The sequence below is a fragment of the Hathewaya proteolytica DSM 3090 genome, from assembly GCF_900142225.1.
In the GTDB taxonomy this organism is placed as follows: domain Bacteria; phylum Bacillota; class Clostridia; order Clostridiales; family Clostridiaceae; genus Hathewaya; species Hathewaya proteolytica.
This window is the reverse complement of sequence record NZ_FRAD01000008.1, coordinates 1-24,897: the sequence shown is the minus strand read 5'-3', so window position 1 is coordinate 24,897 and position 24,897 is coordinate 1. Positions and strand designations below refer to the sequence as shown.

28 protein-coding genes and 1 rRNA gene are annotated in these 24,897 nt (G+C 33.0%); 10 read left to right on the top strand and 19 right to left on the bottom strand.

Annotation, left to right across the window (positions count from 1 at the left end):
* From BUA73_RS05370 to yedF, 7 genes are all read right to left on the bottom strand, one after another.
* The gene (locus BUA73_RS05370) at positions 1–327 is read right to left on the bottom strand and encodes a MazG-like family protein (protein WP_072903130.1); all 327 of its coding nucleotides are present in this window, start codon (positions 325–327) and stop codon (positions 1–3) included.
* 212 nt (positions 328–539) lie between these two features.
* Positions 540–779, bottom strand: coding sequence for a 30S ribosomal protein S18 (gene rpsR, locus BUA73_RS05365; protein ID WP_072903129.1), 240 nt, complete (start codon positions 777–779; stop codon positions 540–542).
* Positions 780–802: 23 nt separating this feature from the next.
* Positions 803–1,252 (bottom strand): single-stranded DNA-binding protein, encoded by a 450-nt coding sequence (locus tag BUA73_RS05360; protein ID WP_072903128.1) that lies wholly within the window; start codon positions 1,250–1,252, stop codon positions 803–805.
* 27 nt (positions 1,253–1,279) lie between these two features.
* Positions 1,280–1,567, bottom strand: coding sequence for a 30S ribosomal protein S6 (gene rpsF / locus BUA73_RS05355; RefSeq protein ID WP_072903127.1), 288 nt, complete (start codon positions 1,565–1,567; stop codon positions 1,280–1,282).
* A gap of 108 nt (positions 1,568–1,675) precedes the next feature.
* Positions 1,676–1,864, bottom strand: coding sequence for a DUF951 domain-containing protein (locus BUA73_RS05350; protein ID WP_207649863.1), 189 nt, complete (start codon positions 1,862–1,864; stop codon positions 1,676–1,678).
* 44 nt (positions 1,865–1,908) lie between these two features.
* The gene (locus BUA73_RS05345; RefSeq protein ID WP_072903125.1) at positions 1,909–2,154 is read right to left on the bottom strand and encodes a putative Se/S carrier protein; all 246 of its coding nucleotides are present in this window, start codon (positions 2,152–2,154) and stop codon (positions 1,909–1,911) included.
* Between the two features lie 10 nt (positions 2,155–2,164).
* On the bottom strand, positions 2,165–2,743 hold the full coding sequence (gene yedF / locus BUA73_RS05340) for a sulfurtransferase-like selenium metabolism protein YedF (protein ID WP_072903124.1): 579 nt from the start codon (positions 2,741–2,743) through the stop codon (positions 2,165–2,167).
* A gap of 205 nt (positions 2,744–2,948) precedes the next feature.
* On the opposite strand from yedF, the gene BUA73_RS05335 reads away from it, so the two are divergent.
* Together BUA73_RS05335 and yyaC are read left to right on the top strand one after the other, a co-directional pair.
* Complete coding sequence (locus tag BUA73_RS05335) at positions 2,949–4,106, top strand: aminotransferase class V-fold PLP-dependent enzyme (protein WP_072903123.1); 1,158 nt, start codon at positions 2,949–2,951, stop codon at positions 4,104–4,106.
* 97 nt (positions 4,107–4,203) lie between these two features.
* Positions 4,204–4,818 (top strand): spore protease YyaC, encoded by a 615-nt coding sequence (yyaC, locus tag BUA73_RS05330; protein WP_072903122.1) that lies wholly within the window; start codon positions 4,204–4,206, stop codon positions 4,816–4,818.
* 36 nt (positions 4,819–4,854) lie between these two features.
* Here the strand turns inward: yyaC and BUA73_RS05325 are convergent, their stop codons facing one another.
* From BUA73_RS05325 to rpmH, 12 genes are all read right to left on the bottom strand, one after another.
* Positions 4,855–5,325, bottom strand: a complete 471-nt coding sequence (locus BUA73_RS05325) for a DUF4446 family protein (protein WP_072903231.1) — start codon at positions 5,323–5,325, stop codon at positions 4,855–4,857.
* Between the two features lie 99 nt (positions 5,326–5,424).
* Positions 5,425–6,306, bottom strand: coding sequence for a ParB/RepB/Spo0J family partition protein (locus BUA73_RS05320; RefSeq protein WP_072903121.1), 882 nt, complete (start codon positions 6,304–6,306; stop codon positions 5,425–5,427).
* 2 nt (positions 6,307–6,308) lie between these two features.
* A complete protein-coding gene (locus BUA73_RS05315; protein ID WP_072903120.1) occupies positions 6,309–7,079 on the bottom strand; it encodes a ParA family protein in 771 nt (256 codons plus the stop codon).
* 216 nt (positions 7,080–7,295) lie between these two features.
* Positions 7,296–8,078: a nucleoid occlusion protein gene (noc, locus tag BUA73_RS05310; RefSeq protein WP_072903119.1), complete on the bottom strand. Its 783-nt coding sequence runs from the start codon at positions 8,076–8,078 to the stop codon at positions 7,296–7,298.
* A gap of 92 nt (positions 8,079–8,170) precedes the next feature.
* Positions 8,171–8,890: a 16S rRNA (guanine(527)-N(7))-methyltransferase RsmG gene (rsmG, locus tag BUA73_RS05305; protein ID WP_072903118.1), complete on the bottom strand. Its 720-nt coding sequence runs from the start codon at positions 8,888–8,890 to the stop codon at positions 8,171–8,173.
* 25 nt (positions 8,891–8,915) lie between these two features.
* Positions 8,916–10,796 (bottom strand): tRNA uridine-5-carboxymethylaminomethyl(34) synthesis enzyme MnmG, encoded by a 1,881-nt coding sequence (mnmG, locus tag BUA73_RS05300; RefSeq protein ID WP_072903117.1) that lies wholly within the window; start codon positions 10,794–10,796, stop codon positions 8,916–8,918.
* A gap of 7 nt (positions 10,797–10,803) precedes the next feature.
* Positions 10,804–12,195 (bottom strand): tRNA uridine-5-carboxymethylaminomethyl(34) synthesis GTPase MnmE, encoded by a 1,392-nt coding sequence (gene mnmE / locus BUA73_RS05295; protein WP_072903230.1) that lies wholly within the window; start codon positions 12,193–12,195, stop codon positions 10,804–10,806.
* A gap of 144 nt (positions 12,196–12,339) precedes the next feature.
* Entirely contained in the window at positions 12,340–12,972 is a 633-nt protein-coding gene (jag, locus tag BUA73_RS05290) for an RNA-binding cell elongation regulator Jag/EloR (RefSeq protein WP_072903116.1), read from the bottom strand.
* 59 nt (positions 12,973–13,031) lie between these two features.
* Entirely contained in the window at positions 13,032–13,703 is a 672-nt protein-coding gene (gene yidC / locus BUA73_RS05285) for a membrane protein insertase YidC (RefSeq protein WP_242942334.1), read from the bottom strand.
* A gap of 19 nt (positions 13,704–13,722) precedes the next feature.
* A complete protein-coding gene (gene yidD / locus BUA73_RS05280) occupies positions 13,723–13,932 on the bottom strand; it encodes a membrane protein insertion efficiency factor YidD (RefSeq protein ID WP_072903227.1) in 210 nt (69 codons plus the stop codon).
* A gap of 1 nt (position 13,933) precedes the next feature.
* Complete coding sequence (rnpA, locus tag BUA73_RS05275) at positions 13,934–14,266, bottom strand: ribonuclease P protein component (protein WP_072903228.1); 333 nt, start codon at positions 14,264–14,266, stop codon at positions 13,934–13,936.
* A 64-nt stretch (positions 14,267–14,330) separates the two neighbouring features.
* Entirely contained in the window at positions 14,331–14,465 is a 135-nt protein-coding gene (gene rpmH, locus BUA73_RS05270; RefSeq protein ID WP_072903115.1) for a 50S ribosomal protein L34, read from the bottom strand.
* A gap of 681 nt (positions 14,466–15,146) precedes the next feature.
* On the opposite strand from rpmH, the gene dnaA reads away from it, so the two are divergent.
* The 8 genes from dnaA to BUA73_RS05230 all read left to right on the top strand — a co-directional run.
* Positions 15,147–16,508, top strand: coding sequence for a chromosomal replication initiator protein DnaA (gene dnaA / locus BUA73_RS05265; RefSeq protein WP_072903114.1), 1,362 nt, complete (start codon positions 15,147–15,149; stop codon positions 16,506–16,508).
* A 290-nt stretch (positions 16,509–16,798) separates the two neighbouring features.
* The gene (gene dnaN, locus BUA73_RS05260) at positions 16,799–17,905 is read left to right on the top strand and encodes a DNA polymerase III subunit beta (protein ID WP_072903113.1); all 1,107 of its coding nucleotides are present in this window, start codon (positions 16,799–16,801) and stop codon (positions 17,903–17,905) included.
* A gap of 76 nt (positions 17,906–17,981) precedes the next feature.
* Positions 17,982–18,188 carry an RNA-binding S4 domain-containing protein gene (locus BUA73_RS05255; protein ID WP_072903112.1) on the top strand — a complete coding sequence of 69 codons (207 nt, stop codon included), beginning with the start codon at positions 17,982–17,984 and terminating at the stop codon, positions 18,186–18,188.
* Positions 18,189–18,257: 69 nt separating this feature from the next.
* Positions 18,258–19,364 carry a DNA replication/repair protein RecF gene (gene recF, locus BUA73_RS05250; protein WP_072903111.1) on the top strand — a complete coding sequence of 369 codons (1,107 nt, stop codon included), beginning with the start codon at positions 18,258–18,260 and terminating at the stop codon, positions 19,362–19,364.
* Between the two features lie 12 nt (positions 19,365–19,376).
* The gene (remB, locus tag BUA73_RS05245; RefSeq protein ID WP_072903110.1) at positions 19,377–19,676 is read left to right on the top strand and encodes an extracellular matrix regulator RemB; all 300 of its coding nucleotides are present in this window, start codon (positions 19,377–19,379) and stop codon (positions 19,674–19,676) included.
* Between the two features lie 122 nt (positions 19,677–19,798).
* Positions 19,799–21,706 (top strand): DNA topoisomerase (ATP-hydrolyzing) subunit B, encoded by a 1,908-nt coding sequence (gyrB, locus tag BUA73_RS05240; RefSeq protein WP_072903109.1) that lies wholly within the window; start codon positions 19,799–19,801, stop codon positions 21,704–21,706.
* Positions 21,707–21,736: 30 nt separating this feature from the next.
* Positions 21,737–24,217 carry a DNA gyrase subunit A gene (gene gyrA, locus BUA73_RS05235; RefSeq protein WP_072903108.1) on the top strand — a complete coding sequence of 827 codons (2,481 nt, stop codon included), beginning with the start codon at positions 21,737–21,739 and terminating at the stop codon, positions 24,215–24,217.
* 561 nt (positions 24,218–24,778) lie between these two features.
* Positions 24,779–24,897, top strand: a 16S ribosomal RNA gene (locus BUA73_RS05230); the annotation flags it as partial.

Below are 24,897 nucleotides of genomic sequence, written 5' to 3'. Positions count from 1 at the left end.
TTAACCTCCATATTTACGTTCCTTAAGATGACTGTATAGCTTGCTTAGATCCTTATTATCCTTTTCTAACTGATCTCCTTCTATTATACCATCTTTAAGCTTCTGTTTCATACATTCATCTACAGATAAATGACTATAGCCTAATCTGCTTGCCAATATATACAAAATAATTATGGAACCCGATATACAATGCAAAATCGAATCTTGTACCACATTACTTCCCTTGCATAGAAGTTTAAATAAATCCCCTATAATACTTATGAGCTCGGCCTTCAATCTTTCTATAGTGTTAACATTGGCCATAATATTAAGATTTTCTTTTTTCATACCCCAACCATTAAATAAAATTTACCCCCTAATTATAGTTACCTTAAGTAAATTTATAACGGTTTTCACCTTCCTTCCCTATAAATTTTCATCTTGACGATTTTAATATACATACTTCTATTGTAGTAATTTTTTGGATTTTATGCAACATTTTGTTTAAAAATTATTTAAAAAATAAAGCAGCACCCTTCGGCACTGCTTATGTCTAAATATTAGTCAATTGTAAATGGTAATAAAGCAACGTTTCTTGACTTCTTTATCGCTAAAGTAAGCATTCTCTGGTGCTTTGCACAGTTCCCAGAAATTCTTCTTGGAAGTATTTTACCTCTTTCAGTTATGTATTTCTTAAGAACATTTATGTCTTTATAGTCTATGCTCTGAGCCTTTTCAACGCAGAAAGCACATACTTTTTTCTTCTTTCTTCTAACGTTTTGTCTTTTTTGAAAAGCCATCTTCTTCCCTCCTTATCGTACCGCTAAAATGGTATATCTTCATTCTCTATAGGGGTAACATCATTTCCATATTCAGGTTGCTGAAAGCTTTCATGGTTTCCAAAATCATTACTATTACCTGATTGGTAATTGTAATTCCCTTCTCCATCAGCTGTCTGTTTACTTCCTAAGAATTCAACGTCCTCAGCAATTACCTCAGTAACATATCTTCTTGTTCCATCCTTAGCTTCATAGCTTCTTGTTTCTATACGCCCACAGATTCCAATTTGTCTTCCTTTGCTCATATAGTTGGCTGTAACCTCTGCCTGTCTTCCCCATACTACTACAGGGATAAAATCTGCATCTGGTTGGCCTTCTCTTTTGAACCTTCTATTTACTGCAATAGTAAAAGTAGTGACAGCAGTTCCTGCTCCAGGAGTAAATTTCAATTCTGGATCTTTCGTAAGTCTTCCGACTAATGTTACTTTATTCAAACAAAACACCGCCTATGTAATCAAATATTACTTTTCATTTTTAACGATCATATCTCTTATTACAGCATCAGAAATCTTAAGATTTCTTGATAACTCTTTTGGTAACTCAGACTCTGAATTAAAGTTAATTAATACATAATAGCCTTCATTAACCTTATCGATAGGGTAAGCAAGCTTTCTTTTGCCCCAAAGATCAACGTTTTCGATTGTTCCACCATTCGCCTCAATTATACCTTTGAATTTTTCTACGTTAGCTTTAACAGCTTCCTCTTCTAATGATGGTTTCAATATGAACATTACTTCATATGCTCTCATTATATTCACCTCCTCCCTTCGGACTAAACGGCTGTATATCTAGTATACAGCAGGGAAATCCACTAATTAAGTTTACACTGTTTTATAAGAAACTTCAAGAGGTTTTTGTTAACTTTCTATTAATTTTTTCATTTTCTTTTCAAATTCTCCTCTGGATAGCATAACAATTCTGTTGCAACCCGTGCACTTTATCTTTATATCTGCGCCAACTCTTATGACTTTCCACGTTTTGCTTCCACAAGGATGAGTTTTCTTCATTTCTACTATGTCGTCTATATTTATATCTATCATAATCATCTGTGGAAATTTCTTTCCATTCCTCACTAAAAAATTTTTAAAGTTTACAGTTTTATTTCATGGTATTCATTGCTTTCCTGTTGGTAAATTGATTTGTAATCTATGTTTTCACATATACCTTTAAATTGTTCAAAAGCCCCATTTTCTAATCTAATGCTTATACCGCAGCTTAAGGTTATATAAGTTGGGGTTGGTATAACGGTTATTTTAATGGAGTTTTCCTTGCACCTTTCTTCCGCTTTTATAGCATCATGAGTATTTTTAAATGTTACTATATATTTTTTTTCCAAAATTTCACCTCTATAATGTTATAATTTTATCTGATGTATTCATGGTCTCAACTATTGAATACATGTTACTTACTTCTCCAACTGCTAAGCTATCTTTTATATTGAAGAAGTCAAGACAAGTACCACAAACTTGTATGTTTACCCCATTTTCTTGTAGTTTTTTTATGCAGTCAAGGCTTTCAGATTCTTTTACAGTAAGCTTTACCCCTGCATTAAAGAATAGCATATCAGTAGGAAGATTGCTATTTTCGCTTAGAGCAAAAAGGTAACTCTTCATAAGTATAGCACCTAGTTTGTCATCGCCTTTTCCTAATTTATCTGTACCTACAACTATTGTGAATTTTTCATTTTTGCTGCTACTTTCCACAGCACTATTTTCATTCTTGACAATATGAAGATAATATATACCATCTTCCTCTTTAAAATCCATGTTAAAACCATTTGACTTTGCAAACTTTCCTACGTTTTTAAATGCTGTTTCATTGTCTACTACTATTGTAGCCTCTCCTGTTTCAATCTCATCAAAATATTTTTTTGTATTCACTACTGGTAAAGGACAATTTAAATTTCTGCAATCTATTTCTTTCATAATATTTATCCACAAATTTATTGTGGATTCCACCTCCATAACTTTAATTTGACTTTATATTATTTTATCATATAATAGTTATAGATATTTTCTATAACTATTATTATTATAACAAATATAATGCTAAATTCTAGTATTTTAAAGCTAAAATAATATAAAGTTTATTCAATATTAATATTAATCGATATTTTAAGGATGTGTTCTTATGAAATTGTATTTAGATAATGCTGCTACAACTTTTCCAAAGCCGCCATCCATGGTAAATGCCATGTCAAACTATATGTGTTTTTTAGGCTCAAATCCTGGACGCGGAAGCTCATCTTCTTCAGTAAAAAGTGGCCACATTGTATTTCAGTGCCGTGAAGCTCTGGCATCCTTTTTTAAATTTCCAAAATGCGAGAATATAATCTTTACAAACAACATAACAACGTCATTAAATATTCTCATTAAAGGTCTTTTAAAGAAGGGGGATCATGCAATAACCTCATCAATGGATCACAACGCAACTTTGCGCCCACTAACTCAGCTAAAAAACGATAATATTATTGACCTTACCATTGTAAAGTGTTCAGAAGAAGGATTTATTTCCGTAGAAGATTTTAAAAATGCCATTAAATCAAACACAAAATTAGTGGTTCTTTCCCACGCTTCCAATATTATAGGTTCCATTCAGCCTGTCAGCGAAATAGGAGCTATCTGCAAAGAAAAAGGAATATTTTTCATAATAGATTCAGCTCAAACAGCTGGTGTTCTAGATCTAAACTTTCAAAACTTGAATTGTGATGCTCTAGCCTTTACCGGTCATAAAAGTCTTTTAGGTCCTCAGGGAATAGGAGGATTTTTAATAAATGACCACTTAAACAACAATGTCCGTACCATAATAGAAGGAGGTACGGGTAGTATTTCTTCTAGTGTCGTACAACCCGATTTTCTTCCTGACAAGTTTGAGAGTGGTACTTTAAACACTCCTGGAATAGCAGGACTTATGGCCGGAATTGAGTACATAAATTCTACAGGTCTTGAGACTATAAAAAATGAGGAACAAGAACTAACTTCAAAATTCATTAATGATGTTATCAACATAGATTCAATTAAAGTTTATGGTTCTATGGATTGCAGCAAGAGGACATCCACCGTTTCTCTTAATTCATCTCTAATTGACAATTCTGAATTAGGATATATTTTAGATTCCGAATACGGCATAGCTACGAGGACTGGTTTACACTGTGCTCCATTGGCCCACGAAACCATCGGATCATTTCCTACTGGAACAATAAGATTTAGCTTTGGAGTATTCAATACCGTATCTGATGTAAAATATGCAGTTGATTGCATTAACAAAATTATAAAGACGTGTATATAAGTAAACATTTTATTCATGGTATATAAAACCAACAACCTGTCAATAATATAGATATATTTGTTGTTTCGAAATATCTATTTATGAGAGGTTGTTTTTTATGAATAAAATCGTTTTAAATACATGCGAACCCGGTTGTTCACACATGCTTGCCAGTAATCTTTCCACCATCTTATCACCTGTTATAGAAGAAAATAAGCACATAGTATTTTTATGCATAGGAACAGACAGAGCCACTGGTGATTGTTTAGGGCCTTTGGTAGGTGAAAAACTAAAATATCGTTCCAAGAGCAATTTCTCCATAGTTGGAAACTTGTCTTCACCCGTACACGCTCTTAATCTTAGCGATGTTATTAAATTTATCAATACCACCTTTTCAAACCCTTATATAGTAGCAATAGATTCTGCCCTTGGATCCGCAGAAAACATCGGCAAGATATTCATAGAGGAAAAATCCTTGACCCCAGGTGCCGCTTTGTCTAAATCCCTGCCTGCCGTAGGAGATTTAAGTATTACAGGCATTGTAAACATATACGGTGCCATGGAGTTTATGACACTACAAAGCACTCGCCTTTACACAGTTATGACGCTAGCAGATAAAATCTCTTTAGGTATATCTACCTGTATTCAAAAACTATCGCACTCTAACACCTTTAATTTTATGACAAACTTTAGTAAACCTTCTCTCCTATCATCTGAGGATGAAAGAGCATAAAAATAAAGCCACCGTTCATTTTGCGGTGGCTTCTAGCTAAATATCCTTATCGTATTTTGTACTATAATCGTTAATTGCCTTTTCAAGTACCTCTTGTTCTTCCTCTGACAATGCGTATCTAGATATACCTTTGTCGATGGGCTTAGCATAAGATGTACTTTCATTTCTTCCGTATATACTTGTTAAAATAACACCGTTGTCCTTATAATCCAATAAAGCCATAGAATAACTTAAATCCGATCCAACGTCATTGAAAGCCTGATATCTCATAATAGCCATTTTCTGAACGCATCTACCAATTCTCTTATCTATAGATTTCATCTCATCACATACTTCATCAATTTTGCCTTTTGTCTCATCAATTCTGTCAAAATAATCTACAATAGTACTCTCTAAATTTTTAACATTCGTTCCCCTAACCAATTTCAAATATCTATCTTCTATTTTGTTTATTCTAGCAAACAATACTATAGCTATAATGGTCAATAAAAGTATCATAGTTCCCATTACAATTATAACTACATCGCTGTATTCCTGTAAAAACTGTGTTATAACGTCCAAAATTAATACTCTCCTTCAAAAATGTTTCACGTGAAACATTTTATATTATATATTTAAGATTTCTATTATTCTTTGTAAATCTTCTTCAGAATAATACTCAATTTCAATTTTCCCCTTATTGTTATTCTTACAATTCAGAGCCACCTTGGTACCAAAGTAATTTTCCAAACGTTGCTTAATATCTTTATAATAAGGTTGATTTAAATGAGAAAGTCTATCTTTTGTCTTTACCACTTTTTTATCATTTATGTGTTTCACTATCATTTCTGTTTGACGAACCGACAGGCTCTCATCAATTATTTTCTTCGCCAACTCACTTTGCAATTCCGGTTCATTAAGACCTAACAGTGCCCTACCATGGCCTTCTGAAATTACTCCATCGATTAAATACTCCTGAACATCCTTGTTAAGGTTTAATAACCTAAGACAGTTTGTAATAGCAGTACGAGATTTTCCCATGGATTCACTTAGTTCTTGTTGAGTCATATGAAGTTCATTCATCAACTTCTCATAGGCTTGAGCCTCTTCAATAGGATTTAAATCCTCCCTTTGAATGTTTTCAATTAAAGAAAGCTTTAACAATTTTTCATCAGTTATATCATCTGCACATATTGCTGGCACTTGCTTTAGCCCCAATTCCTTCGCAGCTCTCCATCTTCTTTCACCAGCTACAATTATGTAAGTGTTCTCAGAAGTTCTTTTTAAAATTATAGGTTGTATTATTCCATTTTCCTTTATAGATTGTGAAAGCTGTTTTATCTTTTCATAATCGAAATTTTTTCTCGGTTGATTTGGATTGGGCTTAATTAGATTTAGCTCGACCATATTTTTTTTATCCTCACAATTATTGCTTAATTCCATTGTATCTGATCTATCAGGTATAAGAGCACCTAACCCTTTTCCAAGACCACCTTGTCTTTTAGCCAAAGTTATTCCCCCTTTTGTCTTTTAATAAATTCCTTACAAATATTTTTATAGCAATTAGCCCCCTTACTTTCATTATCATACAATGCTATCGGCATACCATAGCTAGGAGCCTCTGCTAACCTAACATTTCTTGTAACCACAGACTTATATACTTTCTTCTTAAATGTCTTAATAACTTCCGCAGCTACTTCATTGCACAACTTTGTTCTATTATCGAACATGGTCAAAATTACACCTTCAATTTTTAAATCAGAGTTTAAAGATCGCCTTACAAGATTGTATGTGTTCATTAATTGCTGCACACCTTCTAAAGCATAAAATTCACATTGTATAGGTATAATAACACTGTTAGCTGCTGTCAAAGCATTTATGGTAATCAACCCTAAGGATGGTGGACAATCAATAAATACATAATCAAATTTTTGCTGCATATCAAGTAATTTGTCTAATAACACTAATTCTCTGTTTTTAACATCAATCATTTCAATCTCTGCACCTGCCAAATCCACAGTGGATGGGGCCACATACAGATTTTTTATATCCTCCATTTTTATAATTACATCATCTAAGGAGGTATCATCCACAAGCACATCATACATAGATTTTTCCAATTTAGATTTTTCTATGCCAAAACCACTAGTGCTATTTCCCTGAGGATCTATATCTATGGAAAGTACCCTGTATCCCGATAATGCAAGGTATGTACATAAATTAATATTTGTAGTGGTTTTCCCTACTCCACCTTTTTGATTAAAAACGCAGATTACTTTCAAAATATCACCTCATCTTCATATTATGTTTTACACATGACAAAATATACTATTTAGATTCTCTCTTATTTATTAGCCCTTGTTAACATTATAATATTATTATATAATCATTTCCATAACTTTAAAAGGTATATTAAGAATGTTTCACGTGAAACATAAAAAAACCTCAAAATTTGAGGTTTTTCTGTTTGCTTAATTATCTATAGTTATAATTTCATATTATAAATCTTTCCTCGCTATACGAACCGTAACTTCTACAAAATCCTCTGACTCCTTTGACTTATAATCTGCTTTTATGCCAAATTTGTCGAAAACTTCTCTTATTGTATTTACATATATTTTAGGATTAAAATAACCTTTGATGGCCTTTTTTTTCTTTTTCGATTCTTCATCACTTTCTTTACACAATAAATGCTCAATTAATCGTTCTGTTTCCTTAACATTTAAATCTTTTTTAATGATGGAATCCATAACATACATTTGCATTTCTTTGGTCTTACATTTTAATAAAGATCTAGCATGTCTTTCGGTTAGATTATTTTCAAGTAATAAATCTCTAATATCCTTGTCCAACTTTAAAACCCTGAGCTTGTTGGCAATAGTAGATTGACTCTTTCCAATAATTTCAGCTAACTGTTCTTGTTTATAAGAATGCGTCTTGATTAGATTTTGAAAAGCTTCTGCTTCTTCTAGAAAGTTTAAATCTTCCCTTTGCAGATTTTCTAATAAAGCGAGAACAGCAGAATCCTTGTCATCAACATTTCTTATTATGGCTGGAACTTGTGTAAGTCCCGCCATCTGAGCTGCACGAAAGCGCCTTTCACCTGCAATGATCTCATATTTATTGACTCCAACACATCTTACAGTCAATGGCTGAAGTATGCCATAAGCCTTTATAGACTGTGACAATTCCTCTATACCCTCGTCATTAAAAATCTGTCTTGGTTGATTTATATTAGGTCTAATACACTCAATTGAAATGGTATGTACCTTACTTTCCATAAAAACACTCCTTTTCCCTAAATATAAGAAATTATTTCCACCATATATCTATATTTTACTACATTATTCATTTTATGTGAATTAAATAGACACTACTTTAGCGGTTTTTTAGTTATTACTCCAGCTTTTCTAGGATATTGTTTTGGTGTATTTGTGATTTTTTTTACAACAACAAGATTATGATTTAAATCACTATCTTGAATATCCACAGGAATTAATTGATACATCTTTCCGCCGAGCTTTTCAATAGCTAACCTACTTTCTTTCAACTCCTCCTCCACTGCAGGCCCTTTTAATGCAATGAAGAATTTACCATTCTTTACGTAAGGCATACAAAATTCACTGAGAACAGACATATTTGCCACAGCTCTTGAAACTGCAACATCAAATTTTTCTCTTAACTTGTCAGGCCTTGCAAAATCCTCAGCTCTTCCATGAATAGTTGAAATACCCTTTAAATTCAGCTTTTCAATTACAAGATTTAAAAAATTAATTCTTTTATTAAGTGAATCAAGCAATACAACTTCCATAGAGGGACATACAATCTTCATAGGTATACCAGGGAAACCTGCACCAGTTCCCACATCGATAACTGTTTTTTGTTCCTTAAGCTCATCAAACTTAAAAATTTTTATACAATCTATGAAATGCTTCGTTATAATCTCGTGGTCCTCAGTAATTGCAGTAAGATTAATCTTCTCATTCCATTCTTTTATTAAATCTTTGTAAAGAATGAGCTGATTATACATAGTCTCATTAAAATCAATTCCAACATCCTTACATGCTTCATTTAAAATATCATAGTATATCATATACACATACCTTACCTTTTATTAATCATTTATTATTTCTGTAATATTGTTCAAGATATACAAGTAAAACCGAAATATCCGCTGGTGAAACACCAGATATCCTAGAAGCCTGACCTATATTGTCCGGAGAAAGCTTACTTAATTTTTGAATTGCTTCTATTCTAAGCCCACTTATCTCCTCATAATTTATATCATAAGGGATCTTCTTATTTTCAAACTTTTTAAACTGAGAAATTTGTTCTAGCTGCTTTGTGATGTACCCCTCATATTTTGCCATAATATTAACTTGTTCTCTGACATCATGGGGCAATTCAGGCCTACTGACATCTAAACCTTCTACAATAAAATAGTCTAATTCTGGGCGTTTAATTAGCTCATACAGAGAAATTGGCTTCTTCAAAGGAGTAGAACCCTTCTCAATAAGAAATTCTTCAATTTCCTTTTTACCAGTTACCTGGAGTTTTTTTATTCTATCTAATTCATCTTCTATTTGATTCTTTTTGTTGATAAACTTGCTATACCTTATATCATCTACCAACCCAAACTCTCTACCTATTTCAGTAAGCCTTAAATCAGCATTATCCTGTCTCAAAACCAATCTATACTCAGCCCTTGATGTCATCATCCTATAGGGTTCATTAGTACCCTTAGTTATTAAATCATCTATTAATACCCCAATGTATGCGTCAGACCTCTTTAATACTAGTGGCTCCTGACATTTCACCATCCTAGCTGCATTTATGCCAGCAATTAATCCTTGACTGCCAGCCTCCTCATATCCAGAACTTCCATTTATCTGCCCTGCAGTAAACAACCCTTGTATTTTCTTTGTTTCTAAAGACAACTTCAATTCAGTTGGATCTATACAATCGTATTCAATAGCATACCCCGTCCTTGTGATCTCCACATTTTCTAGACCTGGGATAGTTTTAAGCATCTCTATTTGCACATCTTCTGGAAGAGAGCTAGACATACCTTGAACGTACATTTCTTCAGTATTTAACCCCTCTGGTTCAATAAATACCTGGTGTTGCTCCTTATCAGGAAAACGCATAACCTTATCCTCAATTGAAGGGCAGTATCTTGGACCCGTACTTTTAATGGATCCGTTATACAAAGGGCTTCTATTGATATTTTTTCTTATAACATCATGAGTTTCTTCATTTGTATATGTAAGATAACATGGGATTTGTTCCACATCCAAACCATCATTTAAAAATGAAAATGGAACTATATTTTCGTCACCATTTTGAATTGTCATCTTTGAGAAATCCACAGTTCTCCTATTAACTCTACAAGGAGTTCCGGTTTTAAACCTTCTCAAAGCTAAACCTGCCTTTTCTAATGAAGATGACAAATATAATGAAGAGCTTAGGCCCGCAGGCCCCTCTTGAAATTGAACATCTCCTATAATAATATTAGATTTTAAATACGTTCCCGTAGTAATTACCACGGCTTTTGCGCTAAAATAGGCACCATTTCTCGTTTCAACACCCTTAACACGATTATCTTCAATATCAAGGCTAACAACTTCCAACTGCCTTAAAGTCAAGTTAGGTTGATTTTCTAGCACATGCTTCATAGACTCCGAGTACCTCTTCTTATCTGCCTGAGCTCTCAAAGAATGAACAGCTGGGCCCTTTGAAGTATTCAACATCCTAGATTGAATAAAAGTCTTATCTATATTAACTCCCATTTCACCACCAAGGGCATCTATTTCTTTTACAAGATGCCCCTTTGCCGTACCACCTATATTAGGGTTACAAGCCATAAGGGCTATACTATCTAAGTTTATAGTACAAACTAGGGTTTTGCATCCCATTCTAGATGAAGCTAAAGCTGCTTCACAACCAGCATGACCTGCACCCACAACGATTACATCAAAATCTCCGCCATTATACACAATATCACCTCTACTTTCCTAGACAAAACTTTGAAAAGATTTTATGTACAATATCCTCTTCCATTGTATCACCAGTTATCTGACCTAAATCACTCCACGAATTTCTTAAATCAATAGAAGCAAGATCAATAGCAAAGCAATTAGATAGAGTTTCAAGAGCATTGCAAAGGTTTTCTCTAGATTTTACCAAAGCTTCTTTGTGTCTATTGTTGGTGATAAATATGTCATCAGTATCAATTTGGCCTTTAAAGAACATATCCTTAATGATATGCTTTAACATATCAATACCTTGCCCCGTTTTAGCGGATATAAAGTATTTTTTTGCCTCCATAGACATAATAAAATCTTCACATAGAGCCGCGTCCTTATCTTGCTCTGAAAATAAATCAACCTTGTTTAAAAGAACTACATATTTTTTATCTTTTATATAGTTAAAAATCTCCTTATCCTCATTGTCAATTTTCCTGCTAGTATCTAACATAAATATTATAAGATCACTTTCGCCGATTTTTTCCTTAGATTTCTCAACTCCAATTTTCTCTATAACATCCTCTGTATCTCTTATACCTGCGGTATCCACAACTTGAACGGGAACACCATCAATATTTATAAACTCCTCAATTACATCTCGAGTAGTTCCAGGAATATCCGTTACAATAGCCCTTTTCTCTTTCAAAAGAGCATTTAAAAGCGAAGATTTTCCTACATTAGGCTTTCCAACTATGACGAGGCGGATTCCCTGGCGAATAATCCTTCCCTCATCAGCTTTCACTAAAAGGTTATCAATCTTATTAATTAAAACTTTAATCTCTTCTGTAGCCATTTCATTGGTTACTTCCTCTAAATCTTCCTCTGGATAATCAACAGTAGCTTCTATTTTTGCTATTATATCAAGAATATTTTCTCTAAGCTCTTGTATTTCCCTGGAAATCATGCCCTTTGACTGCCTTATAGCGGTTTGAGCACTTAATTTAGTTTTAGCCTGTATAATATCAATGACGGCTTCCGCCTGACTCAAATCAATTCTTCCATTTAGAAAAGCCCTTTTTGTAAACTCACCAGGCTCAGCTAATCTTGCACCTGATTTTATAACCTGCTCTAAAACACAGCTAGTTACAACAACACCGCCATGACAATTTATCTCCACAGTGTCCTCTGCAGTAAAACTTCTAGGCCCCTTCATAAAACTAACAATAACTTCATCGATCTCATTTCCCATATCATCAACAATGAAACCGTATCTCATGGTGTACGTTTTCATCTGATTTATATCTTCACCATTCTTAGATTTAAAAATTTTTCCCACAATTTTAAGAGAATCCTTTCCGGAAACTCTTATTATAGAAATTCCTGCTTCACCAATACTTGTAGCAACTGAAGCGATGGTATCAAATTCTCTCATAATTCTATTCCTTTCTAAATCAATCATATATGGAAAACCACTTAAACTATTTTACCACATATACAATTAAGCTTCAAAATTATTATGTTTAAAATTAAATAAATTAAGCTGCTGACAAAAGTCAACAGCTCAAAAGAAATCTCACTATCTGAAAGTCTTTTTTGACTCAATAATAACTCTTCTGTAAGGTTCTTCACCCTCACTATAAGTCTTTACATAAGGATTGTTCTGTAATCTAGAATGAATAATTCTTCTTTCATACGGATTCATAGGCTCCAACTTAACAGTTTTACCATACAATTTAACTCTCTTTGCCAATTTATCCGAAAGCCTTAATAATGTTTCCTCACGTTTTTTTCTATAACCTTCAGTATCCAGCACAACTCGTTTATATCCATCGTCAATGCCCTTGTTTATAGCTAAGCTTACTAAATATTGTAGTGCATCTAATGTCTCACCTCTGTAGCCAATAAGTATGCCCATTCCATCACCAATTAACTCTATATGCAATGTATCCTTAACTTCATTAATGGAAATTTCAGCTTTAACTCCCATGGTATTTAGAACATCAGATAAAAACTTATGAGCATCCTTTACAAAGTTTTTCTTAACCATTACTTTAACTTTAGCCTGTTTCGCACCAAATATACTAAAAAAACCCTTACTACCTTTTTCAATTATCTCAACATCTACATCATCTCTGACAACATCCAACTGCAACAATGCATTCTCAATAGCATCATCTACAGTTTTCCCTGTCATTTCTAAGGTTTTCACTCTAAACACCTACCTCAATCTTAATAAACTCATAGAAAGGAACGTCTTCCCCCTAAAGGCTAATCATTTTTTTTCTGTTTTTTAAATATCCAAATCATAAATAGATTTTGAATCAATTGAATTACATTACTAGTAACCCAATACAAAGCAAGAGCTGATTTTATTGGAATAGTCATAACTACCATCATCACTGTCATCACAATATTCATTGTCTTCTGCTGGTTTTGCTGAGCACTATCTGTTGACATAACCACAGTAGGAGTAATTTTTCCGATAAAATAAGAAGTTATTCCAGATAACATAGGTAAAATATATAACTTATCTGGTGATGCAAGATCCTGTAACCACAAAAAGCTTACTCCTTGTATACCTTTAAGCTCATTAAACGCACCAAAGAGACCAAATAATATAGGCATTTGGATTAATAAAGGAAGACATCCAGCCATAGGATTTACACCTTCCTCCTTATAAAGCTTCATAACTTCTTCATTTTGCTTTTGAGGATTGCTTTTATATTTTTCTTGGATTGCCTTCATTTTAGGACCAATCTCAGCTGTCTTCATCATAGATTTAGTTGACTTGTAATTTAAAGGGAAAATTATAAGTCTCACAATAAAAGTAAGCAGTATAATAGTTAAACCATATGCTACACCTGGATTTGAAAATACCATAGCCATGTAACTATGAAGAAACTCTAATACCGCTTCCATGGGCTTTACTAAAAAATTCACTTAATAATACCTCCTAAAGTTATTTTACAGGATCATATCCTCCCTTATTATAAGGATTGCATTTACATATTCTTTTTATAGCCATAATTCCACCTTTGAAGACACCATACTTTTCAATTGCCTCCATGGCATATTGAGAACATGTAGGATAAAACCTACAACAAGGGCGCTTTAACGGAGATATATACTTCCTGTACAATTTTATCATAAAAATCAATATTTTTTTCACTTTAACCAATACAACCTGCCTTTTTAAATAAATCCTTCAAAGCACATTCCATAACACTGTATTTCTGACTATTAGAAGCTACCCTAGCTATAATAACAAAATCAAATCCTTTTTTAAAATTAAATTCATTTAATCTATAGCTTTCTCTTATTAATCTTTTAACTCGACTTCTAACCACACTCTTACCAACTTTTTTGCTTACAGAAATACCTATTCTATTATAACCTAGATTGTTCTTTTTAACGTACAACACAAGAAATTTATTTGATAAAGATTTTCCCTTCCTATATATGATACGAAAATCAGAATTCTTCCTTATTTTAAATTTCTTAATCTCTTTCATCTTATGGCTCCCTAAAGCTTTTTCTGTTTCTACAGAAAAAGGCCACATAAGCGGCCTATGCTGTTAATTTCTTTCTTCCTTTTTGTCTTCTTCTCTTAAGAACGTTTCTACCATTAGCAGTGCTCATTCTTTTTCTGAAGCCATGTTCCTTCTGTCTCTGTCTCTTTTTTGGCTGGAATGTCATTTTCATATGTATCCACTCCTTTCTTTTTAGTTATTGTTATTTTTAATCATAGTCCTGTCTCTTAGACATTGCCTATAAATATGTATTAACATATTAAAATTATAACTCATTTTGAGTATCACTCTTCAATTATATAGTCACTCTTCAATTATGTCAAGAAAAGTATTGTCTCAATAAGAAATAAAATTATTCATTTTAATCAAACAAATCTCAGTGCCATAAGTCTTATAAACAGACAGCTATATGTCATATAAAATTGGCCATTTGTGCATAACTTTTAATATTAAATTGTGGTTTTTGTGGATAACTTATTGAATACAACTTAGAAATTTGATATATTTATGTTATAATGTTATTAACATATGGATAACTTTAGTTATGCACAGGCTGTGGATAAAATTGTGCATAACTTGTTATATAAATTGTTGATTATAATCTTTAATACCTCATTTCCATTGAAACTACAGATAAAATACAAATAGGTGTAGTGCATAACTTTTTATACGTAACAATAATCTTTTGTTACTTTTTTTATCTATACACATAATTATCAACATGTGTATAAATATATTTGAATTTGTTAACAACATAAATAGAACTATTTTTTATAATAATTATATGTTTATAATGTGTTGATAAAATAGCAAGATAAAAATTTTTTTAATCACTATATACGGAGGAATACAAATGGATATACAACTGGCAACATTATGGGAAAAGTGTATAAACATAATTAAGGGTGAATTATCTGAAGTTAGCTTCAATACCTGGATAAAAAGTATAGATCCAATATCCCTAAAAGATACAACTTTGACATTGTCTGTCCCAAACACTTTCACAAAAGATATTTTAGAAGCAAAATACATAACATTAATAAACAATGCAATACAAATGATTTCTTCCAAACAATATACAATAAACCTTGTAATAGGCGGAAATTATATAGATGAACCTGTAGAAATAAAAAATGACAGAGATAAATCTGTCAGAAACGAAAAGAATTCATCTTTCAAGGATACTTATTCATCAACACTAAACCCAAAATACACCTTTAATTCCTTTGTCATAGGCAACAGCAATAGATTTGCACACGCAGCCTCTCTTGCAGTAGCTGAATCTCCTGCCAAAGCCTATAATCCGCTTTTTATATACGGGGGAGTGGGACTGGGGAAAACCCATCTTATGCACGCTATAGGGCATTATATATTGCAAAATGATTCTAGAAGCAGAGTTGTATATGTAACCTCTGAGAAATTCACAAATGAACTTATCAATTCCATAAAGGATGATAAAAATGAAGAGTTTAGAAGCAAGTATAGAAACGTAGACGTTTTACTTATAGACGACGTTCAATTCATTGCCGGAAAGGAAAGGACACAAGAAGAGTTCTTCCATACCTTCAATGCTCTTCACGAAGCAAATAAACAAATAATCCTATCTAGTGATCGTCCTCCAAAAGAGATTCCAACACTAGAAGATAGACTGCGCTCTAGATTTGAGTGGGGATTAATAACAGATATACAGGCCCCAGATTTTGAAACTAGAATAGCTATATTAAGGAAAAAAGCAGACGTAGAAAATCTTGACATAGACAATGAAGTTCTCGTATACATAGCAAACAAAATTAAATCCAATATAAGAGAGCTTGAAGGAGCTCTTATCAGAGTCGTTGCATATTCGTCTCTCACAAATAAAAACATAAGTGTGGATCTTGCAGCTGAAGCTCTAAAAGACATAATATCCAACAAACAGTCAAAGCAAATCACTATTGACTGCATACAAGATATAGTTTCAAGCTATTACAATTTAAAAATAGAAGATTTAAAATCCTCTAGGAGAACACGTAACATAGCTTTTCCGCGACAAATAGCAATGTACCTTTCTAGAAAACTAACTGATATGAGCTTGCCTAAAATAGGTGAAGAATTCGGTGGGCGCGACCACACCACCGTAATACACGCCTATGATAAAATCTCAGAAGGTATAAAAAAAGATGAAACTCTAGACAGTGTCATATTAGAACTTACGAAAAAAATAAAACAAAACTAACAGTTGTTGATAATATAGTATTGATAATTTGTGGGTAATTATAAATGACACAATTACTTGTGGATTACTGTGGATATGTTTGATGGTTATTCTTTAGGTTATCCACAGTATTTTTTTTGACAGAATCCTTGTGTTTTATATGGTGTAACCACTTATCCACATATCCACTCCCCCTACTACTATTACTACTAATAAAAATATATATATTCTCTACCTATATAACAACGCACAGCTGTTAATAACTTTAAGAAATTAATAAGGAGGATGCTAATTTTTTAGCTAAAAGATTTATGAAAATATCAATAGAGAAAAACATATTACAAGATGCCGTATTTAATGCTCAAAAAGCAATTGCAGTTAAAACTACTATGCCAATATTACAAGGTATATATATAAATGCACGGGATAATGAACTCACAGTAATTGGTTCAGATAAAGACTTAACTATTGAAACAAAGATTGCAGCTCATATCGAAGAAGAAGGCTCTATGGTTATTGATTCAAAAATTTTTGGAGATATCCTAAGAAAACTTCCAAACGAAACATTAACTATCGAATCTATGAATGAAAATACCATTAACCTTACATGTTTAAAATCAGCAGTTGCACTTATTCACATGAAAGGCGAAGATTATCCTAATCTGCCAAAAATAAATGATAATAACATGTTTAGAATTCCACAGGGACTTATAAAAAACATGATTAAGGGTACTATATTTGCCATTGCTCAAGATGAATCAAGGCCAATACTTACTGGAGTTCTATTTGAGGTTAAAGATAATAAACTTAATCTTGTAGCTCTTGATGGATATAGAGTTGCATTGAGAAGTGAATATATAAATACTGATGAAAATATTAAAGCGGTTATACCAGGAAAGACATTGAATGAGGTTTCGAAAATACTACTTGATGATGAAACCCCAACAAATATAACCTTCACCCCAAATCACATTCTATTTAACCTTGGAAATACAAGAGTTATATCTAGATTGCTAGAAGGTGAATTTATAAAATACGAAAGTATTATTCCAAAGGAATACAATTTAAGATTGGAAGTAAATAGATTTGACATTCTAAATGCTATAGAAAGAGCATCTTTGGTGGGAAAAGAAGGTAACACAAATCTTGTAAAACTCCAAATTGAAGATAATACTTTAATAATCACATCAAATTCTCAGTTAGGTAAGTCTAGAGAAGAGGTTCAAATTAAACTAGAGGGCGAAAGTTTAAGAATAGGATTTAATTCAAAGTATCTTATCGATGTTTTTAAAATCATGGATGAAGAAAATGTAATCATGGATCTTTCAAGCAGCATAAGTCCATGTGTAATAAAAAATAAAGAAACTGATAATTGTTCATACTTATTGTTACCAGTAAGGATAATGGAAAGCAGATAGTAAATTTTTATTAGAAAAAAAATTTTGGAAAGAGTAAAATAGTAATTAACAACAAAATATGGGGAAGGTAGTAAACATGAAAGAAATAAGCATAAATTCAGAATTTATAAAACTTGATTCCTTTTTAAAATGGGCTGGCATTACTGGCATGGGTGCAGAGGGCAAATTTCTTATAAATGATGGCGAAATTAAGGTAAACGGTGAAGTTGAGTTTCAAAGAGGGAAAAAACTATATAAGGGTGATATTGTAAGCTATAATAGTGAGGATTACAAAGTGGTATAGAGGTCATATAACATAGGCATAATAGTAATAATCACTTGTTTATGCTATAATGAAATTTAGGTGTATTTTATGTATATAAAAGATATGAATTTAATTAACTTTAGAAACTACAAGAATCAATATATTAGTCTAAATAAGTATGTGAATGTATTTGTAGGGGATAATGCTCAGGGAAAGACAAATATCATTGAGGCAATATATATGTGTAGTATAGGAAAGTCATATAGAACTAGCTCCGATAAAGAATTGATAAACTGGGAAGCTCAAGAGGCCTATGTTGATTTGAAGGTAATAAAGCATCCCATAGATAAGAGAATACAGTTAAAAATATTTAAGCAGGGGATTAAAGGCGTAAATATTAACTCAATAAAAGTAAATAAATTATCTGAGCTTATAGGTGTTCTAAACGTGATCATTTTTTCACCGGAAGATTTGAAAATAATAAAAGAATCTCCGTCGTATAGGCGCAGATTTTTAGATATTGAAATTTCAAAAATTGACGGCAAGTATTTTTATAATCTAGGACAATTTAAAAAAGTTTTATCTGAAAGAAATATGGTCTTGAAAAAAATAAAAGATAAAGAACTACTAGATGTATATGACACTCAATTAAGTGAAATTGGGGCGTATATTGTAAAAAAGAGAATTGAATACATTGATCTTATAAATAAAATGTCTCAAGAAATACATGGTGAAATTACTGAAAATCGAGAGCAAATACATTTTGAATATGTGACCAATATATTTAAGATAAATGAAAATGATGAAAATATTATACGTGATAAGATGTATAAAGCACTAGTGAAAAATAGGGTAAAGGATATAGAGTACAGAATTACTTCGGTGGGACCTCATAGAGATGATTTTGATATAGAGATAAACAACGTTAATACAAGAGTATATGGCTCACAAGGCCAGCAGAGGACGGCGGTATTGACCCTAAAGTTTTCATCTCTAAAAATAATAAAATCACTTACTGGAGAATATCCTGTGCTTTTACTTGATGATGTACTGTCAGAGTTAGATGTGACAAGGCAAAAATATATCTTAAATTCTATAAACGATGTGCAGACTATAATAACTTGTACGGGTATAAATTCTATTCGAGAATATGTAAATTTAAACAACTGTGCTATATTTAATGTTTCAAGTGGGAATATAAGTAAGCATTGTTAAAGGAGGGAATATATGTTTTTACATTTAGGTAAAAATATTGTGGTTCCTATTGAAGATATTATCGGTATTTTCGATATGGAAACCACTATGTATAGTTGTGATACGGCACAGTTTTTGCGACTATCGGAGGAAGATGGATTTGTGGAGCGCATAAACAATAAAAGACCTAAATCTTTTATTATTGCCGAGGTAGATAAAAAAAGTAAAGTGTTTCTATCTCCAATATCATCTACAACTCTAGCTAAAAGAGTAGAAAATTTCTCTGATTTGTCAGAGGGGGGCTTTAGTTTAGACTTCGATTTAAAAAAATAGTGTTTAAGTAAATATGGACACTAGAAAGAAAAAATTAAGAAAGGAGTTGCTACTAGGCAGAATGCTCATGGCATTTAAAGTACTTAGAGTGTTTTGGCCCGTATTTTTAGTAGCAGTAAATCATGAATAAAGAACAAGTATATGATGAGAGCCAAATACAAGTCTTAGAAGGATTAGAAGCTGTTAGAAAGAGACCAGGTATGTACATTGGAAGTACAAGTATTAGGGGGCTTCATCAATTAGTTTATGAAATTGTAGATAATAGTATAGATGAGGCATTGGCCGGATACTGTAAGAATATAAAGGTAATAGTGCACGAAGACGATTCAGTTGAGGTTATAGATGATGGAAGAGGTATGCCTGTAGGAATGCATCCTAAGCTACATAGACCTACCATGGAAGTAATTATGACGGTGCTTCACGCTGGCGGTAAATTTGGTGGATCAGGTTATAAGGTTTCAGGAGGACTTCACGGTGTAGGAGCATCAGTGGTAAACGCTTTATCTAGCTTTTGTGAAGTAGAAGTAAAAAGAGATGGAAATGTATATAAACAAACATTTTCAAAGGGTAAAGTATTGACTGAAGTTGAAATTGAAGGACAGACAAACAGACATGGTACGAGAGTTTATTTTAAGGCTGATCCTGAAATTTTTGAAGAAATAGATTTTCAATATGATATATTATCGCAGAGATTGAGAGAGTTAGCTTTTCTTAACAAAGGTATAAAAATTCATTTAGATTTTAGAAAAACTGGAAAGGTGGAAGAGTTCCATTATGAAGGTGGTATTAAATCTTTTGTACAGTACCTTAATAGAAATAAGCAAAATCTTCATGAAGAGCCTGTTTATGTAGAGGGAATTAAGGATACAACCACTGTGGAGCTCGCTCTTCAATACAATGATTCCTACACTGAAAACATATTCTCCTTTGCAAACAATATCGATACTATTGAAGGTGGTACACATCTTGCAGGTTTTAAAACTGCTCTTACAAGGGTGCTTAATGATTATGCAAAAAAGTTTGGTTTTCTAAAGGAAAATGATAAAAACTTATCTGGAGAAGATATAAGAGAAGGACTTACAGCTGTTGTATCGGTAAAGATAATTGAACCACAGTTTGAAGGGCAGACAAAAACAAAGCTTGGAAACAGTGAGGTAAGGGGTATTGTAGATTCTATTTTTGGTGAAGCTTTTGGATATTTCTTAGAGGAAAATCCTCAGGTTGCTAAAATCATAGTTGACAAGGCTCTTGGAGCAAGTAGGGCTAGAGAGGCTGCAAGAAAAGCTAGAGAACTTACAAGAAGAAAATCCGTTTTAGATAGTACTTCTCTTCCAGGAAAGCTTGCAGATTGTTCATCAAAAAATTCGGACGAATGTGAAATGTATATAGTAGAGGGTCAGTCTGCGGGAGGTTCTGCAAAGCAAGGAAGAAACAGATCTTTTCAAGCGATACTCCCTCTTAGAGGTAAAATAATGAATGTGGAAAAGCAAAGACTAGACAAAATGCTGAATTCCGATGAAATAAGAAACCTAATAACAGCTATTGGTGCTGGTGTTGCTAGTGATTTTGACGTGTCAAAAATAAGGTATAATAGGGTTATAATCATGACGGATGCCGATGTTGATGGTGCCCACATTGCTACTTTGCTATTAACATTTTTCTATAGATACATGAATGAGCTTGTTAAGACTGGCCATGTGTATATTGCTCAACCACCTTTATATAAAATAAGCAAAAATAAAAAAGATATATATGCGTATAGTGATGATGAACTAGAAAGAACTCTTATGGAAATGGGAGGAAAGGACAAGAACACGTCTATACAGCGATATAAAGGTCTTGGAGAGATGAATGCTTCACAGTTATGGGAAACAACAATGGATCCTGAGAATAGAATTCTTCTTAAGGTTTCTATAGAGGATGCCATGGCTGCAGATGAAATATTCACGATTTTAATGGGAGATAAGGTTGAACCGCGTAGAGAATTTATACAAGAAAATGCAAAATACGTTAAAAACCTTGATGTTTAAAGATAATCAAAATTTAAAGAGGTGTAGTACATGGATAATAATACTGGAAAAGTGTTAGAAGTTGATATAGAGAAAAAAATGAGAACGTCGTATATCGATTATGCCATGAGTGTAATCGTAAGTCGTGCTCTTCCAGATGTAAGGGACGGGTTAAAGCCAGTTCATAGAAGAATTCTTTACTCTATGCAAGGCTTAGGACTTACACCGGATAAAGGATATAGAAAATGTGCAAGAATCGTCGGAGATGTCCTTGGTAAATACCATCCACATGGAGATGCATCTGTATACGACGCTCTTGTAAGATTGGCCCAAGATTTTTCTATTAGATATACACTGGTTGATGGTCACGGTAACTTTGGTTCTGTAGATGGCGATCCAGCAGCTGCTATGAGATACACAGAAGCTAAGATGGATAAAATTGCAATACAGATGTTAAAAGATATAAACAAGGACACTGTAAATTTTATGCCAAACTTTGATGGTGAGGAAGAAGAGCCAGTGGTACTTCCATCTAGATTCCCTAACCTTCTTGTAAATGGATCTTCAGGTATAGCAGTTGGTATGGCTACAAACATTCCGCCACATAATCTTTGTGAGGTAATAGATGGAGTAGTAATGTTAATGGAAAATCCAGATATCACCATAAGCAATCTTATGGGCAAAATAAAAGGACCGGACTTTCCAACAGCAGGCATAATACTTGGCAGATCTGGTATAAAAAGCGCTTATGAAACTGGAAGAGGTAGAATAATCGTAAGAGCCAAAACTGAAATTGAAGAGCATAAAGGAAGACAGAGAATTATAGTAAAAGAACTGCCTTATCAAGTAAATAAGGCAAGGCTTATAGAAAACATTGCAGAACTTGTAAAAGACAAAAAGATAGATGGTATATCAGATCTTAGAGATGAATCAGATAGAGATGGTATGCGAATTGTTATAGAACTTAAGAGAGATGCCAATGCAAACATAACTTTAAATAGACTGTTTAAGCATACCAAAATGCAAGATACATTTGGTGCTATTATGCTTGCACTTGTAGATGGTGAGCCAAAAGTATTGAATCTAAAGGATATGCTAAATCATTACATAACATTCCAAAAAGAAGTCATTGTAAGAAGAACGAGATTTGACCTTAATAAGGCCTTAGAGCGTGCTCACATACTAGAGGGATTAAAGATTGCATTGGACAATATAGATGCAGTTATAAAACTCATAAGGGCATCAAAGAGCACATCTGAAGCAAGAGATGGGCTTATGGACACGTTCAATTTATCTGAAAAACAGGCTCAAGCTATACTTGATATGAAATTGCAAAGGCTTACTGGTCTTGAAAGAGAAAAAATTGAGGAAGAATATAATGAGCTTATGAAGTTGATTAGTGAATTAAATGCTATCCTTGGGGATGAGAAACTAGTTGAAGAAGTTATTAAAAATGAATTGATAGAAATAAAAGAAAAGTATGGGGATGAGAGAAGAACTGAAATTGATAGCAGTGTAATAGAATCTGGAATCGATATTGAGGATCTTATAGATGACGAAGAAGTAGTCATAACTCTTACTCACAATGGATACATAAAAAGACTACCTGTAGATAATTATACTGCACAGAAGCGAGGCGGAAAGGGTATCCAGGCTATGACAACAAAAGAAGATGACTTTGTTGAGCATGTGTTTGTGTCATCAACTCTTGACAATATAATATTCTTTACAAACAAAGGAAGAGGATATTCTCTAAAGGTATATGAAATTCCTGAAGGTGGAAGAACAGCAAAGGGTATGAATATCGTAAACATACTTCCACTCGATCAAGATGAGAGAATTCAAGCTGTACTTCCTGTGAAGAAATCTGAGGAATCAAAAGAAGACAAATATGTAATAATGGGTACAAAGGACGGTATAATAAAGAAAACTCCGTTAGCTGCATACTCATCTATAAGAAAAAATGGAGTAATTGCTATTAAGCTTAGAGAAAATGATGAGCTTGTATCTGTAAGAATGACCGACGGTAGTAGTGAAATACTTATCATAACAAAAAATGGTTATTCCACTAGATTTAATGAAGATGATGTAAGGTCAACAGGTAGATCTGCAACAGGTGTTAAGGCAATCACTCTTAGAGAATCAGATATTGTTGTTGGCATGGAAGTTGTAAAAGAGAGCCAGGAACTTCTTGTAGTAAGTGAAAAGGGATATGGCAAGAGAACCTCTGTAGCAGAATACACCCTAAGACACAGGGGTGGAAAAGGCGTTATTACTTACAAAGTAACTAACAAAACAGGTGCTTTAGTAGGGGCTAGAATTGTAAATGATACAGATGAAATTATGCTTATAAATGACACTGGGGTTGCCATAAGACTTGAAGTAAATGGCATATCATCCACTGGTAGAAATGCCATGGGTGTAAAACTTATGAGGGCCAAAGAGGGCGAATTTGTAGTTGCTATAGCAAAAATCATAAGGGATGGCGAAGAGAAAATCGAAGGTAATGAAGAAAAAATAACTGAAGAATAAATTAATGGGCTGTATCAAATTTATTTTGATACAGCTTTTTTAAAAAATTTCTTATATAGGGGTTGTCATATGTCAGCTCTCGCCTATAAGAGGGGTGTTACAAGGTCTAGCCATAAGATAAACTTTTCCTTGTGTATCTATAGGTAAAAAACAATGAAAATAAGAGATAAATAAAGAAATATGAATATAATTTAAAATAATAGTTATAATATATGTAATGCATTAAAATCAATGTGATATTATATATCTTGTCTTTTCTGAGACGCAGTTAACAAGAGAAAAAAGTTAAAAAAACTGTTGACAAGATGAATCAGATTTGATAGAATAAAGAAGTCGCTTGAGGGCGACGAAGATAAATGGTCTTTGAAAATTAAACAGAATAAAAGAAATAAACAAACTCGTATTCTTTTGAATAACAAGTAAGTAAAATGCTTAGCAAGTAATGCTTCGAGCAAGAGATAATATCTCAATAAAAGAGCAGATACAAGTTAGGGTAGCAAGGAACTCCTCAGCGCAGCTGATGAGTAAGATGCTGCACGAAACAAGTTTCTAGCATCATCTTAAATTGAGAGTTTGATCCTGGCTCAGGACGAACGCTGGCGGCGTGCTTAACACATGCAAGTCGAGCGATGAAATCCCTTCGGGGATGGATTAGCGGCGGACGGGTGAGTAACACGTGG

Bases quoted from the DNA above. Each gene is read 5' to 3' on its own strand.
- recF (WP_072903111.1), top strand. From the start codon at position 18,258: ATGTATATAAAAGATATGAATTTAATTAACTTTAGAAACTACAAGAAT.
- BUA73_RS05335 (WP_072903123.1), top strand. From the start codon at position 2,949: ATGAAATTGTATTTAGATAATGCTGCTACAACTTTTCCAAAGCCGCCA.
- mnmE (WP_072903230.1), bottom strand. From the start codon at position 12,195: ATGAGAGAATTTGATACCATCGCTTCAGTTGCTACAAGTATTGGTGAA.
- dnaN (WP_072903113.1), top strand. From the start codon at position 16,799: ATGAAAATATCAATAGAGAAAAACATATTACAAGATGCCGTATTTAAT.
- yedF (WP_072903124.1), bottom strand. From the start codon at position 2,743: ATGAAAGAAATAGATTGCAGAAATTTAAATTGTCCTTTACCAGTAGTG.
- yyaC (WP_072903122.1), top strand. From the start codon at position 4,204: ATGAATAAAATCGTTTTAAATACATGCGAACCCGGTTGTTCACACATG.
- BUA73_RS05255 (WP_072903112.1), top strand. From the start codon at position 17,982: ATGAAAGAAATAAGCATAAATTCAGAATTTATAAAACTTGATTCCTTT.
- BUA73_RS05370 (WP_072903130.1), bottom strand. From the start codon at position 327: ATGAAAAAAGAAAATCTTAATATTATGGCCAATGTTAACACTATAGAA.
- rpmH (WP_072903115.1), bottom strand. From the start codon at position 14,465: ATGAAAATGACATTCCAGCCAAAAAAGAGACAGAGACAGAAGGAACAT.
- remB (WP_072903110.1), top strand. From the start codon at position 19,377: ATGTTTTTACATTTAGGTAAAAATATTGTGGTTCCTATTGAAGATATT.
- gyrA (WP_072903108.1), top strand. From the start codon at position 21,737: ATGGATAATAATACTGGAAAAGTGTTAGAAGTTGATATAGAGAAAAAA.
- rpsR (WP_072903129.1), bottom strand. From the start codon at position 779: ATGGCTTTTCAAAAAAGACAAAACGTTAGAAGAAAGAAGAAAAAAGTA.
- noc (WP_072903119.1), bottom strand. From the start codon at position 8,078: ATGGAAAGTAAGGTACATACCATTTCAATTGAGTGTATTAGACCTAAT.
- gyrB (WP_072903109.1), top strand. From the start codon at position 19,799: ATGAATAAAGAACAAGTATATGATGAGAGCCAAATACAAGTCTTAGAA.
- BUA73_RS05350 (WP_207649863.1), bottom strand. From the start codon at position 1,864: ATGATTATGATAGATATAAATATAGACGACATAGTAGAAATGAAGAAA.
- rpsF (WP_072903127.1), bottom strand. From the start codon at position 1,567: ATGAGAGCATATGAAGTAATGTTCATATTGAAACCATCATTAGAAGAG.
- rsmG (WP_072903118.1), bottom strand. From the start codon at position 8,890: ATGATATACTATGATATTTTAAATGAAGCATGTAAGGATGTTGGAATT.
- BUA73_RS05325 (WP_072903231.1), bottom strand. From the start codon at position 5,325: ATGGGAACTATGATACTTTTATTGACCATTATAGCTATAGTATTGTTT.
- dnaA (WP_072903114.1), top strand. From the start codon at position 15,147: ATGGATATACAACTGGCAACATTATGGGAAAAGTGTATAAACATAATT.